Source organism: Niallia sp. Marseille-Q9988 (genome assembly GCF_976954375.1).
Genome location: NZ_CDRJSZ010000002.1, coordinates 42,754 through 60,000, shown reverse-complemented (window position 1 = coordinate 60,000; position 17,247 = coordinate 42,754). Strand labels below are relative to the sequence as shown.

The 17,247-nt window shown below is 36.8% G+C and carries 17 protein-coding genes and 2 rRNA genes (1 of these 19 only partly in view); 17 read left to right on the top strand and 2 right to left on the bottom strand.

Annotated elements, in window-relative coordinates:
• Window positions 1-1,906 (top strand): 23S ribosomal RNA (locus tag ACWNMZ_RS02695); it begins 1,029 nt to the left of the window's first position.
• 226 nt (window positions 1,907-2,132) lie between these two features.
• A 5S ribosomal RNA gene (gene rrf, locus ACWNMZ_RS02690) occupies window positions 2,133-2,250 on the top strand.
• 82 nt (window positions 2,251-2,332) lie between these two features.
• Here rrf and ACWNMZ_RS02685 read toward each other — a convergent pair.
• A complete protein-coding gene (locus ACWNMZ_RS02685; RefSeq protein WP_031540302.1) occupies window positions 2,333-2,542 on the bottom strand; it encodes a sigma factor G inhibitor Gin in 210 nt (69 codons plus the stop codon).
• A 177-nt stretch (window positions 2,543-2,719) separates the two neighbouring features.
• Here ACWNMZ_RS02685 and ACWNMZ_RS02680 point away from each other — a divergent pair, with 177 nt between their 5' ends.
• The 10 genes from ACWNMZ_RS02680 to rsmI all read left to right on the top strand — a co-directional run bounded on the left by ACWNMZ_RS02680 (window position 2,720) and on the right by rsmI (window position 10,081).
• Window positions 2,720-4,159 carry an aminotransferase class I/II-fold pyridoxal phosphate-dependent enzyme gene (locus ACWNMZ_RS02680; RefSeq protein ID WP_031540303.1) on the top strand — a complete coding sequence of 480 codons (1,440 nt, stop codon included), beginning with the start codon at window positions 2,720-2,722 and terminating at the stop codon, window positions 4,157-4,159.
• A 21-nt stretch (window positions 4,160-4,180) separates the two neighbouring features.
• On the top strand, window positions 4,181-4,810 hold the full coding sequence (gene tmk / locus ACWNMZ_RS02675; RefSeq protein ID WP_031540304.1) for a dTMP kinase: 630 nt from the start codon (window positions 4,181-4,183) through the stop codon (window positions 4,808-4,810).
• Window positions 4,811-4,983: 173 nt separating this feature from the next.
• A complete protein-coding gene (locus ACWNMZ_RS02670) occupies window positions 4,984-5,313 on the top strand; it encodes a cyclic-di-AMP receptor (protein WP_031537105.1) in 330 nt (109 codons plus the stop codon).
• A 106-nt stretch (window positions 5,314-5,419) separates the two neighbouring features.
• Window positions 5,420-5,857 (top strand): YaaR family protein, encoded by a 438-nt coding sequence (locus ACWNMZ_RS02665; RefSeq protein ID WP_048719094.1) that lies wholly within the window; start codon window positions 5,420-5,422, stop codon window positions 5,855-5,857.
• A gap of 13 nt (window positions 5,858-5,870) precedes the next feature.
• Window positions 5,871-6,878, top strand: a complete 1,008-nt coding sequence (gene holB, locus ACWNMZ_RS02660) for a DNA polymerase III subunit delta' (protein ID WP_031537107.1) — start codon at window positions 5,871-5,873, stop codon at window positions 6,876-6,878.
• Window positions 6,871-7,698 carry a PSP1 domain-containing protein gene (locus ACWNMZ_RS02655; protein WP_031537108.1) on the top strand — a complete coding sequence of 276 codons (828 nt, stop codon included), beginning with the start codon at window positions 6,871-6,873 and terminating at the stop codon, window positions 7,696-7,698. The genes holB and ACWNMZ_RS02655 overlap by 8 nt, the downstream gene beginning before the upstream one ends.
• A 12-nt stretch (window positions 7,699-7,710) precedes the next feature.
• Window positions 7,711-8,088 (top strand): DNA replication initiation control protein YabA, encoded by a 378-nt coding sequence (yabA, locus tag ACWNMZ_RS02650; protein ID WP_031537109.1) that lies wholly within the window; start codon window positions 7,711-7,713, stop codon window positions 8,086-8,088.
• A gap of 128 nt (window positions 8,089-8,216) precedes the next feature.
• Entirely contained in the window at window positions 8,217-8,960 is a 744-nt protein-coding gene (locus ACWNMZ_RS02645) for a tRNA1(Val) (adenine(37)-N6)-methyltransferase (protein WP_031537110.1), read from the top strand.
• The gene (locus ACWNMZ_RS02640; protein WP_031537111.1) at window positions 8,950-9,237 is read left to right on the top strand and encodes a GIY-YIG nuclease family protein; all 288 of its coding nucleotides are present in this window, start codon (window positions 8,950-8,952) and stop codon (window positions 9,235-9,237) included. Before ACWNMZ_RS02645 ends, ACWNMZ_RS02640 begins: the two co-directional genes overlap by 11 nt.
• Window positions 9,215-10,081, top strand: coding sequence for a 16S rRNA (cytidine(1402)-2'-O)-methyltransferase (gene rsmI / locus ACWNMZ_RS02635; protein ID WP_031537112.1), 867 nt, complete (start codon window positions 9,215-9,217; stop codon window positions 10,079-10,081). The genes ACWNMZ_RS02640 and rsmI overlap by 23 nt, the downstream gene beginning before the upstream one ends.
• Before the next feature lie 183 nt (window positions 10,082-10,264).
• Here the strand turns inward: rsmI and ACWNMZ_RS02630 are convergent, their stop codons facing one another.
• Complete coding sequence (locus ACWNMZ_RS02630) at window positions 10,265-10,549, bottom strand: AbrB/MazE/SpoVT family DNA-binding domain-containing protein (protein ID WP_031537114.1); 285 nt, start codon at window positions 10,547-10,549, stop codon at window positions 10,265-10,267.
• Between the two features lie 476 nt (window positions 10,550-11,025).
• Between ACWNMZ_RS02630 and metG the strand changes: the two genes are divergently transcribed.
• The 5 genes from metG (at window position 11,026) to rsmA (ending at window position 17,093) form a co-directional block, all read left to right on the top strand.
• Window positions 11,026-13,014, top strand: coding sequence for a methionine--tRNA ligase (gene metG, locus ACWNMZ_RS02625; RefSeq protein WP_031537115.1), 1,989 nt, complete (start codon window positions 11,026-11,028; stop codon window positions 13,012-13,014).
• Between the two features lie 184 nt (window positions 13,015-13,198).
• On the top strand, window positions 13,199-13,966 hold the full coding sequence (locus ACWNMZ_RS02620; RefSeq protein WP_031537116.1) for a TatD family hydrolase: 768 nt from the start codon (window positions 13,199-13,201) through the stop codon (window positions 13,964-13,966).
• 237 nt (window positions 13,967-14,203) lie between these two features.
• Entirely contained in the window at window positions 14,204-15,385 is a 1,182-nt protein-coding gene (locus ACWNMZ_RS02615; protein ID WP_031537117.1) for a G5 and 3D domain-containing protein, read from the top strand.
• A 273-nt stretch (window positions 15,386-15,658) separates the two neighbouring features.
• Window positions 15,659-16,219 carry a ribonuclease M5 gene (gene rnmV, locus ACWNMZ_RS02610; protein WP_031537118.1) on the top strand — a complete coding sequence of 187 codons (561 nt, stop codon included), beginning with the start codon at window positions 15,659-15,661 and terminating at the stop codon, window positions 16,217-16,219.
• Window positions 16,212-17,093 (top strand): 16S rRNA (adenine(1518)-N(6)/adenine(1519)-N(6))-dimethyltransferase RsmA, encoded by an 882-nt coding sequence (gene rsmA / locus ACWNMZ_RS02605; protein WP_251629300.1) that lies wholly within the window; start codon window positions 16,212-16,214, stop codon window positions 17,091-17,093. Before rnmV ends, rsmA begins: the two co-directional genes overlap by 8 nt.
• Window positions 17,094-17,247 lie beyond the last annotated feature (154 nt).

Here is a 17,247-nt window from a genome sequence, read left to right as displayed (position 1 = left end):
GCCCAGACCACCAGCTAAGGTCCCAAAGTATACGTTAAGTGGAAAAGGATGTGGAGTTGCTTAGACAACCAGGATGTTGGCTTAGAAGCAGCCACCATTTAAAGAGTGCGTAATAGCTCACTGGTCGAGTGACTCTGCGCCGAAAATGTACCGGGGCTAAACGTATCACCGAAGCTGTGGATTGACATCTAATGATGTCAGTGGTAGGAGAGCGTTCTAAGGGCGTTGAAGCTAGACCGTAAGGACTGGTGGAGCGCTTAGAAGTGAGAATGCCGGTATGAGTAGCGAAAGATGAGTGAGAATCTCATCCACCGAATGCCTAAGGTTTCCTGAGGAAGGCTCGTCCGCTCAGGGTTAGTCGGGACCTAAGCCGAGGCTGAAAAGCGTAGGCGATGGACAACAGGTTGATATTCCTGTACCACCTTTCAATCATTTGAGCAATGGGGGGACGCAGGAGGATAGGGTAAGCGTGCTGTTGGATTAGCACGTCCAAGCAGTTAGGCCGGTAATGAGGCAAATCCCATTACCACATAAGCGGAGCTGTGACGGCGAGGGAAATATAGTACCGAAGTTCCTGATTCCACACTGCCAAGAAAAGCCTCTAGCGAGATTGATGGTGCCCGTACCGCAAACCGACACAGGTAGGCGAGGAGAGAATCCTAAGGTGAGCGAGAGAACTCTCGTTAAGGAACTCGGCAAAATGACCCCGTAACTTCGGGAGAAGGGGTGCTCTTGCGGGTGCAAGCCTGCGAGAGCCGCAGTGAATAGGCCCAGGCGACTGTTTAGCAAAAACACAGGTCTCTGCGAAGCCGCAAGGCGAAGTATAGGGGCTGACACCTGCCCGGTGCTGGAAGGTTAAGAGGAGGGGTTAGCGTTCGCGCGAAGCTCTGAATTGAAGCCCCAGTAAACGGCGGCCGTAACTATAACGGTCCTAAGGTAGCGAAATTCCTTGTCGGGTAAGTTCCGACCCGCACGAAAGGTGTAACGATCTGGGCACTGTCTCAACGAGAGACTCGGTGAAATTATAGTACCTGTGAAGATGCAGGTTACCCGCGACAGGACGGAAAGACCCCGTGGAGCTTTACTGCAGCCTGATATTGAATTTTGGTACAGCTTGTACAGGATAGGTAGGAGCCTTGGAAGCCGGAGCGCTAGCTTCGGTGGAGGCATTGGTGGGATACTACCCTGGCTGTATTGACATTCTAACCCGCACCCCTTATCGGGGTGGGAGACAGTGTCAGGTGGGCAGTTTGACTGGGGCGGTCGCCTCCTAAAAAGTAACGGAGGCGCCCAAAGGTTCCCTCAGAATGGTTGGAAATCATTCGTAGAGTGTAAAGGCACAAGGGAGCTTGACTGCGAGACCTACAAGTCGAGCAGGGACGAAAGTCGGGCTTAGTGATCCGGTGGTTCCGCATGGAAGGGCCATCGCTCAACGGATAAAAGCTACCCCGGGGATAACAGGCTTATCTCCCCCAAGAGTCCACATCGACGGGGAGGTTTGGCACCTCGATGTCGGCTCATCGCATCCTGGGGCTGTAGTCGGTCCCAAGGGTTGGGCTGTTCGCCCATTAAAGCGGTACGCGAGCTGGGTTCAGAACGTCGTGAGACAGTTCGGTCCCTATCCGTCGTGGGCGTAGGAAATTTGAGAGGAGCTGTCCTTAGTACGAGAGGACCGGGATGGACGCACCGCTGGTGTACCAGTTGTCTTGCCAAAGGCATCGCTGGGTAGCTATGTGCGGAAGGGATAAGTGCTGAAAGCATCTAAGCATGAAGCCCCCCTCAAGATGAGATTTCCCATAGCGTAAGCTAGTAAGATCCCTGAAAGATGATCAGGTTGATAGGTCAGAGGTGGAAGCGTGGCGACATGTGGAGCTGACTGATACTAATAGATCGAGGACTTAACTAAAACGAAAAGCGGAAACGCCTGTTTATCGGCGTACAAACTGGAAGAGCGTCGACTGAGATAAAGGAAACACGATGAACGCAAGTGAATCGATGTTGACTTATCGTAGGGAGATGATCGGAAGTTTGCTAGGCGATAGGCGTTGGAGCTGGACAATAATGATTACTTGGCAAAATGGTTTACTTCTAAATGATTTAGTTTTGAGAGAATAATTCTCTAAATAAATAAGTCTGGTGGCGATAGCGAGAAGGTCACACCCGTTCCCATACCGAACACGGAAGTTAAGCTTCTAAAGCGCCGATGGTAGTTGGGGGTTCTCCCCCTGTGAGAGTAGGACGTCGCCAGGCACGAATAAAACAAGCATCTACTTTGGTGGATGCTTGTTTTTTTATAGTTTACTAATTATTAGATAGATTATTCATCCAAAGATTAGGCTTGGCGTCTTTCTTGTAAAATCCGTGCTTTTCCCATTTGATAAACAAAAAATTGATATTTTGGATCACTTGTTTTGGTGTTGACGATTTCTCTCTCGCAGTCCATACATATAAAAGATTGAAAGAGATGAATTCCTTCTAATTTATTATTTTCACATATAAGACATTTTTCCCCTTTAATTGATTGGGTATGATATTTCCCCATTTTCTCTCCACCTCCATAGAAACTATTTTAACCATTTTAGTAATCATTTATACATTGACTCTCAAAGTCTATCAATCACTTATTTACTTCGTTCTAGCAAGTTTAAAGCTAGGCAATGATAAGATAGTCAAAAAAGTGATACTATAAATAGAGAGAAAAAAGAAAAGAGGAGTACTATTGCAAGAAAAAACACCATTATATTCTAAACTCTTACAGTTTCAGTCGGAAAATAATATATCTTTTCATGTGCCAGGCCATAAGAATGGAGAATTGATTTCTTATAATGACGAGGAATGGAGAAGACAATTATGGAAATTTGATGTTACGGAGCTTAATGACCTAGATGATTTACATGCTCCTATGGGCGTTATTGGAGATGCAGAGAAACTATTAACAGATCTTTATGGAGTGAAAAAAAGCTATTTTCTTGTAAATGGAAGTACTGTTGGGAATTTAGCTATGATACTTGCCTCTTTAAAAGAAGGAGATAAAGTATTTGTTCAAAGGAATAGTCATAAATCAGTAATGAATGGAATAAAGCTTGCTAAAGCAAAACCGATTTTTCTAAGTCCCGATTATGAGGAAGAATGGAAGGTGGAAACAGTCCTTTCAGAAAGAACCGTAAAGCAAGCGATTGCTCAATTTCCTGAAGTGAAAACACTTATCCTAACGTCTCCTAATTATTATGGTATGATTGGAAATTTAGAAGAAATCATTCAATTAGCCCATGCTAACGGAATTTGTGTTTTAGTTGATGAAGCCCATGGTGCTCATTTTATAGGAAATGATAAATTTCCACCATCAGCTGTTCAATTGGGGGCTGATCTAGTTGTTCAGTCCGCACATAAAACACTTCCTGCCTTAACCATGGGAGCATACTTACACTATAATACTGATTTTATAGAGGAGCATGAAGTAAAATATTATCTGGAGATATTGCAGTCCAGTAGCCCCTCTTACTTAATCATGGCTTCCTTAGATAAGGCTAGACACTATTTAGCAACATACAGTGAGGAGGATTGGGATTACCTGCAAAATACTATTAGTCTGTTTCGTAGTGAGCTAGCAAAGGTTTCACAGCTAAAAGTGTTAGGTTATCCTTATATAGGGGATCCCTTAAAAATTACTATTCAATCGACAGTAGATAAAACTGGTTTTATTCTTCAAAAACAATTAGAAAAAGAGGGGATTTATACAGAATTAGCTGATTCTAATAATGTACTATTTGTTTTTCCATTGCTAAAAAAAGAAATAGCATTTCCTCTTAATGAGATTATTACTAAAGTAAGAAAGGCATTGTCTGAGAACCTATCTGAGATTCCCTATGAAAGAAAAGTGTCAGCATCTATAAAAAAAGGGCAGGATATAGTAGAATTAAAACTTGGTGAAACAGAGCAAGCTTTACGAAATAAAAGAGAAATATCATTAAATGATGCCCATCATGCTATTTGTGCAGAAACAATTATTCCGTATCCACCAGGAATCCCTATTCTAATGCCTGGTGAGGAAATAACGATGTATCATATCAATCAAATAAAGAACTTATTAAAAGATGGAGCGAGATTCCAAGGAAGCCCATCTATTTATGAAAATAAAATTACAATTTTCGAGAAATGACAGCTTTAGGAGGACAATACGGTGACAAAAGGGCTCTTTATTACATTAGAAGGACCAGAGGGAGCAGGGAAAACAACGATTATTGATATGTTGTTAAACTATTACCAGGAGCAAGAGAAGCAGATTATTAAGACGCGAGAACCAGGTGGAATCCCTATTTCTGAAAAAATTAGAAGTATTATATTAGATCCCAAGCATACTGAAATGGATGCTAGAACAGAAGCTTTACTTTATGCAGCTGCAAGAAGACAGCATTTAGTAGAGAAAGTAATACCAGCTTTAAACAGTGGAGCAATTATTCTATGTGATCGTTTTATTGATAGCTCTTTGGCATATCAGGGGTTTGCTAGAGGAATTGACATGGATGAAATTTGGGAGATTAATCAATTTGCTATTGGAGATGTGATGCCGGAGCTAACGATTTATTTTGATCTTGACCCACGAGTTGGTTTAGCGAGAATTAACACTACTAGTGATAGGGAGATCAATCGTCTAGACTTAGAAAAAATAGAATTTCATGAATTGGTCCAAGAGGGCTATTATAAGGTGATAGAGAAATTTCCAGAAAGAATTGTTAAAGTGGATGCATCTAAGCCTTTAGAGCAGGTATTTCAAGATACGGTAGAGATTATTAATCAATTTCTGAAATAGTATGGGTACCTTTAAACAAAATATTCATGTAAATCTATTACTTCTAAAGAATGAGTGCTGACAATGCGCCTGAGGAATTATTTTTCCTTTCAGCTGTTTGTTTTTGCATTTATTGCTATAATAGGAACAAGTTATAAAATCATTCGGAAACTATAATAAGGGGCGGGATAAAAATGAAATTAATTCTAACAGTCATTCAAGATAAAGATAGCAATAAATTGCTTAATGCACTTGTTGAAAATAATTTTAGAGCGACAAAGCTTGCGAGTACGGGCGGATTTTTGAAATCTGGAAATACCACCTTTATGATAGGAACGGAAGATATACGTGTGGAAAAGGCTTTGCAAATTATTAAAGATAATTGTCAATCAAGAGATCAATTAGTAGCTCCTGTTTCGCCCATGGGAGGGAATGCAGACTCTTACGTTCCTTATCCAGTGGAAGTGGAAGTGGGAGGAGCAACTGTTTTTGTATTACCTGTTGAGCAATTTAAGCAATTTTAAATCATACATCGGTTAGCTTCGAGTTGCCGATGTACTTTCATGCTTAATGGATAATGGTAGTCTATGCTATCCAGTAAGAAGTAGAACGTTCTTCAGGAGGAAGAATATGAAGATAAATAAAGACATTCGAATTAAGCCTGAAGGGACTAAAATAGAAACAAAAGGTAGTCTAGGTGGTTCGAAATTTCAAGGATATGTCCAACAACAAAACGAGAAATTGAAGATCGAACAGCTTCAGACATTAATGAAAAACATTGATGATATTGGTAACAGGTTGGGGAGATCTCAAAATCTAAAGGATTTGACTAAGTATAAATCCCTTGTAAAACAGTTTGTAAAGGAAGCTGTTGAATATGGGATGGAAGTGAAAAAAGATAATTCTTGGGATCAGTTTGGTCAGGGTAGAGATTTAAGTATTATACATGTCATAGATGATAAATTAGTTGAACTGACAGAAGAAGTAATAGCAAAAGAGAAAAACAGTTTAAATATTTTGGATAAAATTGGTGAAATCAAAGGTTTGCTGATTAATATATATACGTAATGGAGTGATTGTCTTGACAAGAACATGGGAACAGCTTGAACAGACACAGCCCATTGTTTTAAAGATGCTGAAAAACAGCTTAAAAAAAGAACGACTAGCACATGCTTACCTTTTTGAGGGAATGAAAGGTACGGGGAAAAGGGAAATAAGTCTTGTTCTCACAAAGAGTATTTTATGTGAAAATAGTATAAAAGGATATGTTCCATGTGAAACATGTTCTAATTGCAAGAGGATAAATAATGGAAATCATCCAGACGTTCACTTGCTTGAACCAGATGGATTATCAATAAAAAAACATCAGATACAAAGCCTGCAAGAAGAATTTTCAAAAACTGGGGTGGAGTCAAATCAAAAGGTTTACATTCTTGTTCACGCAGATAAAATGACCACCAATGCAGCTAATAGTTTGTTGAAATTTTTGGAAGAACCTAATGCAGAAACAACTGCCATTCTATTAACGGAACAAATTCAGCAAATATTGCCGACTATTTTATCTCGATGCCAAACACTTTCCTTTAAACCATTATCCCCAAATGAAATGGCAAAAGAACTAGTAAGAAATGGAATTAAACCAAATGAAGCCCCTTTGCTTGCGCAGATTACCAATAGTTTTGAAGAAGCATTGACTCTAAGTACAGATGAATGGTTTGTACAAGCACAAAAAATAGTGGTAAAATTATATGAGGTTCTGAATAGAACCCCATTAGAAGCATTAGTGGCTCTTCAAAGAGACTGGTTTTCACATTTTAAAGAAAAAGATCAGTTTGATAGAGGGCTCGATTTATTATTGCTACTATATAAAGATTTATTATATATACAGCTTGGCAAGCACGATCAGATTGTATACGTTGGCGAGAAAGAACGTCTAGAGGCATATGCCTTAAGAACTTCTAATAGGCGCTTAACGGAACAAATGACAGCTATTTTTGAAGCAAAGCGAAAGCTGCAAGGGAATATGAATCCACAGTTATTGATGGAGCAGCTGGTGCTAAAGCTGCAGGAGGGATCTTCAGTTGTATGATGTCGTAGGAATCCGCTTTAAAAAAGCTGGAAAAATATATTATTTTGATCCAAATGAATTAATTATCCAAAAGGGAGACTTTGTCATCGTTGAAACTGTTCGGGGTGTAGAATTCGGGAGAGTAGTAATTGGCCCGAAAAAAGTAGATGAAAATGACGTTGTTTTACCTTTAAAGAAAGTATTAAGAATTGCGGATCAGAAAGATCAAATGATTGTAGAGGAAAATAAATTCGCAGCCAAAGAAGCATATGATGTTTGCTGTGAGAAAGTGACGCTACATGAATTAGAGATGAAATTGGTTGATGTAGAATATACATTTGACCGTAATAAAATCATTTTTTATTTTACCGCAGATGGTCGAGTAGATTTTAGGGAATTAGTAAAAGATTTAGCATCCATTTTTAGAACTAGAATTGAGCTTCGTCAGATTGGGGTTAGAGATGAGGCGAAAATGTTAGGTGGCATTGGTCCTTGTGGAAGGATGCTTTGCTGTTCAACTTTCTTAGGGGATTTTGAACCAGTATCTATTAAGATGGCAAAAGATCAAAACCTTTCCTTAAATCCAACAAAAATTTCTGGATTATGTGGACGATTAATGTGTTGTTTAAAATATGAAAATGATGATTATGAAGCTGCAAAAGAACTTTTACCAGACTTAGGTGACTGGATTAATACACCGGATGGAAAGGGAAAAGTTGTTGGTTTAAATATTTTAGAACGTGTACTCCAAGTGGAAATTTCTGAACAAGAACGAGTGCTTGAATATACATTAGATGAAATACTGCAAGAAGATGCTGTTTCAGTTCAATCCACAGATTAATGAGGTGGAAGAGTGGATAAAAAAGAAGTTTTTGAATCAGTAATAAATATGGAAAGTCAAATTGGTAATTTATATAAGCAATTAGGTGATCTTAAACAGCATGTAGCTGAACTTATTGAAGAAAATAATAGGTTGAAGCTAGAAAATGAGAATCTAAGGAAGCATTTAGAGGATATACCAAGAGAGAAAGAATCAAGACAGGATAATCAGAAAAAAAGAAACGCAAAACAAAGTAAGATGATAGAGGAAAAAAACATTGATATAGGGGAAGGATATGATAACCTCGCAAGATTGTATCAAGAAGGTTTCCATATTTGTAATCTTCATTTTGGGAGTCCCCGAAAAGATGGTGATTGTCTATTTTGTTTGTCGTTTCTTAATAAAAAATAAGGATGTCTCAAAGAAAATAATCCCAGTGAAAATAAGCAATACAACCAATTGTATTGGATGGGATGACTCTTTCTTCTTGAGACATCTCTTTTTCTATGTAGGTAATAAATAAATGGAGGTTAAAGGTAGTGGTACCATTAATTGGAGATGAAAGATTAGATTATTTATTGGATGAACGTTTAAGGATTATCCAAAGTCCATCCGTATTTTCATTCTCGTTAGATGCAGTATTATTAGCTGATTTTGTAGGTATTCCCTTAAAAAAAGGGAAGATAGTCGATTTATGTAGTGGCAATGGGGTTATTCCACTTTTTTTATCACTTCGTACACAGGGAGAAATCATAGGAGTCGAGATACAGGAACGATTATATGATATGGCGAATCGAAGTATACAGTATAATCAGTTAGAAGAGAAAATTAAAATGATTCATGGTGATATTAAGAATGCCCCTAGCTTCCTTGGATCGGAGAAGTATGATGCAGTTACGTGTAATCCCCCTTACTTTAAGAAGACTAATTCTATAGAAGAGATTAATATAAATGAGCATCTTGCTATTGCGAGGCATGAACTCCTCTGTACGTTGGAGGACTCCATTAGTGTAGCTAGCCAATTAGTTAAACAAGGTGGAAAAGTGGCTTTTGTCCATAGACCAGGAAGATTATTAGATATCATTACATTAATGCGAGCAAATCGATTGGAGCCAAAGCGTATACGATTCGTTTATCCAAAAGCAGGGAAGGAAGCGAATATTTTGCTAGTCGAAGCGATAAAAGATGGCAAACCGGACTTAAAAGTTTTACCTCCGTTATTTGTTTATAAAGATGGCAACAATTATACAGAGGAAATGAGTAAAATTTTATATGGAAAGTAAGAAGCATTATTTCTATGTACTAATTTGTAATGATGGAAGCTATTATGCAGGCTATACAAATGATCTTCAAAAGCGTTTGAATACACATAATGCCGGAAAAGGGGCAAAATATACTAGAGGGCGTTTGCCAGTAGCGATTATTTATCAGGAGGAATTCCAAACAAAACAGGAAGCCATGCAACAAGAGTATGCCTTTAAACAATTAGGGAGAAAGAAAAAAGAGCAGTTTCTAAAGAAGGAGCTTGGTGAAGGAAATGAAGCAACAAAAAAGCTATAAAGAAAAAAGAGGATCTCTGTATCTAGTCCCTACTCCTATTGGGAATTTAGAAGATATGAGTTTTCGTGCAATCAGGATTCTGAAAGAGGCAGATGTTATTGCTGCCGAAGATACACGTAATACAAAAAAGCTTTGTAACTATTTTGAAATCACTACACCTGTGGTTAGTTATCATGAGCATAATAAAGAGACGAGTGGCCAGAAGCTAATACAAGCTTTAAAAGAAGAAAAAGTTATTGCCTTAGTAAGTGATGCAGGGATGCCAACTATTGCAGATCCAGGATATGAACTAGTTATAGATGCGATTGCTCAAGAAATTCCAGTTATTCCACTTCCAGGAGCCAATGCGGCATTAACAGCACTTATTGCTTCAGGTCTTCCGACACATCCCTTTTATTTTTATGGATTTCTTAATCGACAAAAAAAGGAGAAGAAAAAAGAATTACTTTTCCTTAAGACTATTCCAGGTACGATTCTTTTATATGAATCTCCACACCGTTTAAAAGAAACTTTAACTTTAATAATGGATATACTTGGTAATAGAAAGATCACTTTATGCAGAGAATTGACCAAGCTATATGAAGAATTTATTCGTGGTACAGTAGAGGAAGCAATTGCATGGTCGCAATCAGAAGAAATTAGAGGAGAATTTTGTTTAGTAATTGAGCAGGGTGAATTCCAAAAAGAAGAAGAAAATAATTGGTGGGACGAATTGACCGTTGTACAACAAGTGAATCATTATGTTCAAAAAGAAGGAATTACAGTAAAAGAAGCAATTAAAAAGACAGCATTAGATAGAGGAATGCAAAAAAGAGACGTCTACCAAGAATATCATATTGAATAAGAAAAGAGCTGCCGTCATAAAAGTGAACATAAAATAACATGGTGTTCACCTTTAATAAGGCAGCCCTTTGTTTATAAAAAAGAATGAATAGGTTCTAGTTACTTCAAGGAGCTTCTAATCCAATAAAAAGATGGATGGATAAATACTAGTTGAAAAAGTACCTACACATTTCTTATTTTATTCTTATTTAGAAACTTCAAAGTTACTTTTAATTTCTTGGATTAATTGCTCTGCACCTTCACGGCTAAGGATTAATTTACCGCCAGCTAAAGAAAGGTTGTCATCTGAAACTTCTCCAGTAACTTGGCAAGTCATGTTTGGCTTATATTTTTTTAAGATGATTTTTTCATCATCTACATAAATTTCTAGAGCATCTTTTTCAGCAATACCTAATGTACGTCTTAATTCGATTGGAATAACTACACGACCTAATTCATCAACTTTACGAACAATACCTGTAGATTTCATTTATTTTCTCCTCCCAAAAAGTGAATATTTATATTTTTTTTCGCTAATTTTCGACAAATTTCTTTGTATGTCATTATAATACCAGCCATTCCCATAAACGTCAATTATTTATTTTCAAATTATTGTATTTTAAAAAGCCTTGTTATATTAGGCTTTTGCGAGAAGTAGTCAGATACTTACCTAGTTAGTGGGATAAATTAGTATATTTTAATAGTATTATTTATGTTCTTTTTTCGACAAAAACCAACATTTTTATTTCTTTTCCAACAGGCTTTAAAATGTCTGTTGCATAAACTAGTAATTTTAGGTATATTTTGATGGGATAAAAGGAAAAAATGGCAATGATTATGCGGTTTATACGAATGTTCTTATACTTTTTTGTTTCGATAAAAAAGAAGAATGGTTACAATAGTAATATCGGTTATTTTTATTTTACTAAAGGTACATATGTATACATATATATAGGAGGGAACTAAGTGAAGGATCAAGAAAAATCTTTTTATATTACTACGCCAATTTATTATCCAAGTGGTAATTTACATATTGGACATGCTTACACAACAGTTGCTGGAGATGCAATGGCTCGTTATAAAAGAATGCGAGGCTATGAAGTTCGTTATTTAACCGGAACGGATGAACATGGACAAAAAATCCAACGAAAAGCAGAAGAAGCAGGAATTACGCCTATTCAATATGTAGATGAAATTGTTGCAGGAATTAAAGAACTATGGGGTAAACTGGATATTTCTTACGATGATTTTATTCGTACTACAGAAAAAAGACATACAGATATTGTGGAAAAAATGTTTAAGAAGCTAGTGGATCAAGGAGATATTTATTTAGACGAGTATCAAGGCTGGTATTCTGTTTCTGATGAAACATATTATACAGAGCTTCAACTAGTTGATCCTATCCATGATGAAAATGGAAAAGTAATTGGAGGTAAAAGCCCTGATAGTGGTCATGCTGTTGAATTAGTGAAAGAAGAATCTTATTTCTTTAGAATGGGAAAATATGCTGATCGTTTATTAGCGTTTTATGAGGAAAATCCAGCATTTATTCAACCAGAATCTCGTAAGAATGAGATGATTAATAACTTTATTAAACCTGGATTAGAAGACTTGGCTGTTTCAAGAACTACATTTGATTGGGGAATTAAAGTTCCAGGAGATCCGAAGCATGTTGTTTATGTGTGGATTGATGCACTTTCCAATTATATTACCGCACTAGGATATGGTTCTGATGATGAGACATTATATAAGAAGTTCTGGCCAGCAAATGTCCATTTAGTAGGGAAAGAAATTGTACGTTTCCATACAATTTATTGGCCAATTATGTTAATGGCATTAGACCTTCCATTGCCGAAGAAGGTTTTTGCACATGGTTGGATCCTTATGAAGGATGGCAAAATGTCTAAATCAAAGGGCAATGTGGTTAATCCTGTTACATTAATTGATCGTTATGGTTTAGATGCCCTTCGTTATTATTTACTAAGAGAAGTTCCGTTTGGTTCTGATGGTGTATTTACTCCTGAAGCATTTGTAGAAAGAGTGAATTTTGACTTAGCCAATGATTTAGGTAATTTATTAAATCGTACAGTGGCGATGATTAATAAGTACTTTAATGGAGAAATACCTACTTATAAAAATTCGGAAGGACCGTTTGAACAATCTCTTGTTGCGGCACATAGAGAAACAGTGGAAAAATATGCAGAGCATATGGATAATATGGAGTTCTCTGTTGTATTAACAACATTATGGCAATTAATTAGCAGAAATAATAAATATATTGATGAAACACAACCATGGGTGTTGGCAAAAGAAGAAAGAACAGAAGAATTAGCAATTGTTATGAACCATTTAGCGGAATCTTTAAGAAGAATCGCTATTTTACTAAAACCTTTCTTAACAAGAACTCCTGACAAGATTTTTAAACAATTAAATATACAGGACGTTTCTTTGCACACTTGGGATAGCCTAGAACGTTTTGGGGTCATACCTGCAGGTACTATAGTTGAGAAGGGAGATCCTATTTTCCCTAGGTTAGATATCCAAGAAGAGGTGGAATTTATCAAGGAAGAGATGAAGGGACCTCAAAAGGAAGAAGAGAAGAAACCAGAAGTCCAAGAAGTTCCAGAAGTAGATGAAATCACGATAGATGACTTTATGAAAGTGGACTTACGTGTTGCACAAGTTCTTGAAGCAGAACCAGTGAAAAAAGCAGACAAGTTATTGAAGCTACAATTAGATTTAGGTTATGAGAAACGACAAGTAGTTTCTGGTATTGCTAAATATTATTCTCCAGAAGACTTAGTTGGACGAAAAGTTATTTGTGTAACAAATTTAAAACCGGTTAAATTAAGAGGAGAGCTTTCACAAGGTATGATTTTAGCTGGAAGTCATGATGGTGAACTGTCTCTTGCGACAATTGCAGAAGCTTTACCATTGGGTTCAAAAGTAAAATAAAAACAAATCAATGAAAAAACATGGAGATGTTCCTAAAGAGGAATCGCCTTTCTTAAAAAGGTGAGGAAAACAATGGGTTAAACATCTCTATGTTTTTTCTTCTTACAGTATGAAAAAAAGAGGAATCAACATAAGCAATAAGCGATTGTAAGTATATCTAACAAAAGATGGAGGGAAGATTTTCATGTTATTTGATACCCATACACATATTAACGCAGATGAGTTTCAAGAGGATTTAGAAGAAGTTATAGAACGGGCAATGGATGCTGGGATGGAAAAGATGGTAGTTGTTGGATTTGATAGACCTACCATCACAAGAGCGATGGAGCTTATTGAGCAATATGAATTTGTTTATGCAAGTATAGGATGGCACCCAGTAGATGCAATTGATATGAAAGAAGAAGACTTAGTTTGGATTGAAGAGTTAGCTAAGCATCCAAAAGTAATTGCAATTGGAGAAATGGGATTAGATTATCATTGGGATAAATCGCCAAAGGAAATTCAAAAAGAGGTATTCAGAAAACAAATTCAACTAGCAAAAAAAGTAAAACTTCCAATAATTATTCATAATCGTGAAGCAACAGCTGATATTGTAGAAATTTTAAAAGAGGAAGATGCGAAAGAAGTTGGAGGGATTATGCACTGTTATGGTGGGAGTGTAGAAACTGCACTAGAATGCATAAATATGAATTTCTATATCTCGCTAGGTGGAACGGTGACTTTCAAAAATGCCCGGAAACCAAAAGAGGTTGCAGAAGCAGTTTCACTAGATCATTTATTAATTGAAACAGACTGTCCATATTTAGCGCCGACACCGTTTAGGGGTAAAAGAAATGAACCGAGTTATGTAAAATTAGTGGCAGAGGAAATTGCTGCGATTAAAGGGATTTCTTATGAAGAGGTGGCTAGAAAAACAACAGAAAATGCAAAAAAATTATTCGGCATAAACTGATAAAGATTTTTGTCGAATAACGAAAAAGTTTGTCTGAAATTCACCTTATTTTTAATCATTCTACATCGCTTTCTTTTCTCATAGACTAATTATGTCGAGATTTCTTTCTTTCCTTTCGCTTGTTTTTTTTGCATAATAAGAAATACGTTCAAAGATTCTTAAGGGTTGACAGCAGACATGATACTCTATATAATCACTCCGAGAGAAAAGGAGGCGTTTTTCATCGTAATCCAAAACATGAAAAACCTGTTTTCGAAATCTTTGAGCAGGAAAAAGGTGTCCATCTTTTTAGCTAGTTTCATCGTTTTTGCAAGTAGCTTAGGCTTTATAATTTATGAAACTACTAAAAATACTGTGGCGCTGACGCTAAATGGTAAAGAACAAATCATCGAGACGCACTCATCTACTATAAAACAAATATTTGATGACTTGGACATTGCTATTGGCTCAAAAGATTATGTGTTTCCCTCGTTAAACACAAAGGTTACAGATAACCTTGAAGTTGTCTGGAAGAAAGCTAAACAGGTTGAATTGCAAAAAGACGACGAGAAGAAAACGGTTTGGACAACAGTAGATACTGTTAAGGAGTTTTTAGAAGAACAAAAAATTTCTTTGAACGAGCATGATCAGATCAATCAGAAAGAAACTAACGCTATAGAACATAATATGGAAGTTGTCGTACATACAGCATTTCCAGTCACACTAGTAGACGCAGGAAAGAAAAAACAAGTATGGTCCACTTCGACTACGGTCGCTGACTTTTTAACACAACATGAGATATCACTTGCTAAATTAGACCGAGTTGAACCAGATCTAAAAGAAAAAGTGAAAGAGGAAACTGTTGTAAATATAAAAAGAATAGAAAAGGTCACCGATGTAGTGGAACAACCGATTAACTTTGCCGTTATTACCCAAAAGGACGATAATCTTCCGGCAGGTACTGAGAAGATACTGAAAAAGGGCACAGAAGGATTAGTCTCTAAAAAGTATGAAGTTACCAAGGAAAATGGCAAAGAGATTTCCCGGAAATTACTCAGTGAAACAACAGTGAAAGAAAAGCAGGACAAAATTGTATCTGTTGGAACAAAAGGCGATGTCATACAACTAGCATCCCGAGGAGAAGAAAGCGGGAAAGAAGTGTACGTCAATTCAACAGCATATACTGCTAGTTGTAATGGATGTTCTGGCCGAACGGCTACTGGAATTGATCTGAAAGCTAATCCAAATGCAAAAGTAATTGCTGTCGACCCAAGTTTTATCCCATTAGGAACAAAGGTTTATGTTGAAGGCTATGGCTATGCTGTTGCAGGTGATACAGGTGGAAGCGTGAAAGGACAGAAAATCGATGTTTTCTTTTCTTCAAAAGCAGAAGCTTACCGTTGGGGTAACAGGCAAGTTATGATAAAAATAATTAATTAGCAATCAATAAATCTAGACACTTTATTACCTATTTAAAGGATAAAAAGATAGCTAATCTGGCAGAGGAATCAATTCCTCTGTCTTTTTCTTTGCTTTTGTTCACATTTTCTCACATAATAACTAGTCACAACAAATCGCCGTTTGTTAAAACATAAATATTAGCTATAATGATAGTGATTATAAATATTTCTCTCTCTGTATATATAGACGTTTCATGTTACAATTATGTTTCATTTTTTTTTCAAATTTTATAAATTATTTTTTGGAGGTTCCATGAAGATTAAAGAAATAATAGTAGTGGAAGGACGCGATGACACAACTGCTATTAAACGAGCAGTTGATGCAGATACTATTGAAACAAACGGTTCAGCAATTAATCAAGAAACATTGGTTAAAATAAAGCTAGCACAAAAAACAAGAGGGGTTATTGTGTTAACCGACCCAGACTATCCTGGTCAAAAGATTCGTCATACGATTGAAAAACATATTCCTGATTGTAAACATGCTTTTATACCAAAGGAGCTTGCAATCCATAAGCATGGTAAAGGTGTTGGGGTGGAACATGCATCAATAGAGGCAATTAGAGAAGCTTTAAAAGATGCTCATCTTATGCAGGAATTGATAACGGAGGAAATTACAAAAGAAGACTTAATAGATGCAGGATTGATTGGTGGTGCAGATTCTAAGGAGCGTAGAGAGCAGTTGGGAAAGCTGCTTAAAATTGGGTATACAAATGGGAAACAGCTTTATAAGAGATTACTGATGTTTCATATTACTAAGGAAGAGTTCGCACAAGCCATGAAGGAAATGCGTCAGGAGGGTAAGGATGTATAAAGATATCGCAACACCAGCAAGAACGAGAGCAATTCTAGATAAGTATGGTTTTTCTTTTAAGAAAAGCTTAGGGCAAAATTTTTTAATTGACACAAACATTTTGAGAAATATTGTAAATCATGCAGAGTTAACAGAAGAATCGGGTGCAATAGAGGTTGGTCCGGGAATTGGGGCATTAACAGAACAGCTTGCTAAGCGAAGTAAAAAGGTTGTTGCATATGAAATCGATCAACGCTTGCTGCCAATTTTAAACGAAACGCTTGAGCCTTATCCACATGCGAAGATTATTCACCAGGACATTTTAAAAGTAAACGTAAAGGAAATGTTAGAAACAGAGTTTAATGATATTCGGGATATTATGCTCGTTGCTAATTTGCCTTATTATGTAACAACACCAATCATTATGAAGATTTTGGAAGAGAAACTTCCTTTAAGAGGCATTGTTGTCATGCTGCAAAAAGAGGTAGCAGAGCGAATATCTGCTAAACCAGGAACGAAGGAATATGGATCTCTTTCAATTGCTATTCAGTACTATACTAAACCAGAAGTAGTGATGATTGTTCCGAAGACAGTCTTTGTTCCTCAACCAAATGTAGATTCTGCTGTAATTCGTTTAACTATTCGAAAAACACCATCTGTTTCGGTAAAAAATGAAGACTTTTTCTTTCAAATAACAAGAGCAAGCTTTGCTCAAAGGAGAAAAACGATTTTAAACAATCTCTCTAGCCAGCTAGAGGGCGGAAAAGAAAAGAAGGGTGAAATAATCGCTGCGCTTGAACAAGCGGGGATTGAGCCTTCTAGACGCGGAGAATCATTGTCTATCGAAGAGTTTGCAAAGTTAAGTGATTTTCTTTATGAAATATTTACTAAATAATGAGTAGAAATAGATGTACAGATGATTTTCTTTTCCCTAAAAGAATGACTGGGGAGAGAAGCTTTCTGTTCATCTTTTTTTGTTGTTGATGAAAATAGCCTTTTATGTTTTCGTTCTTCTCTTTTGAATTGCTCACAACTTTCTAGACATATGC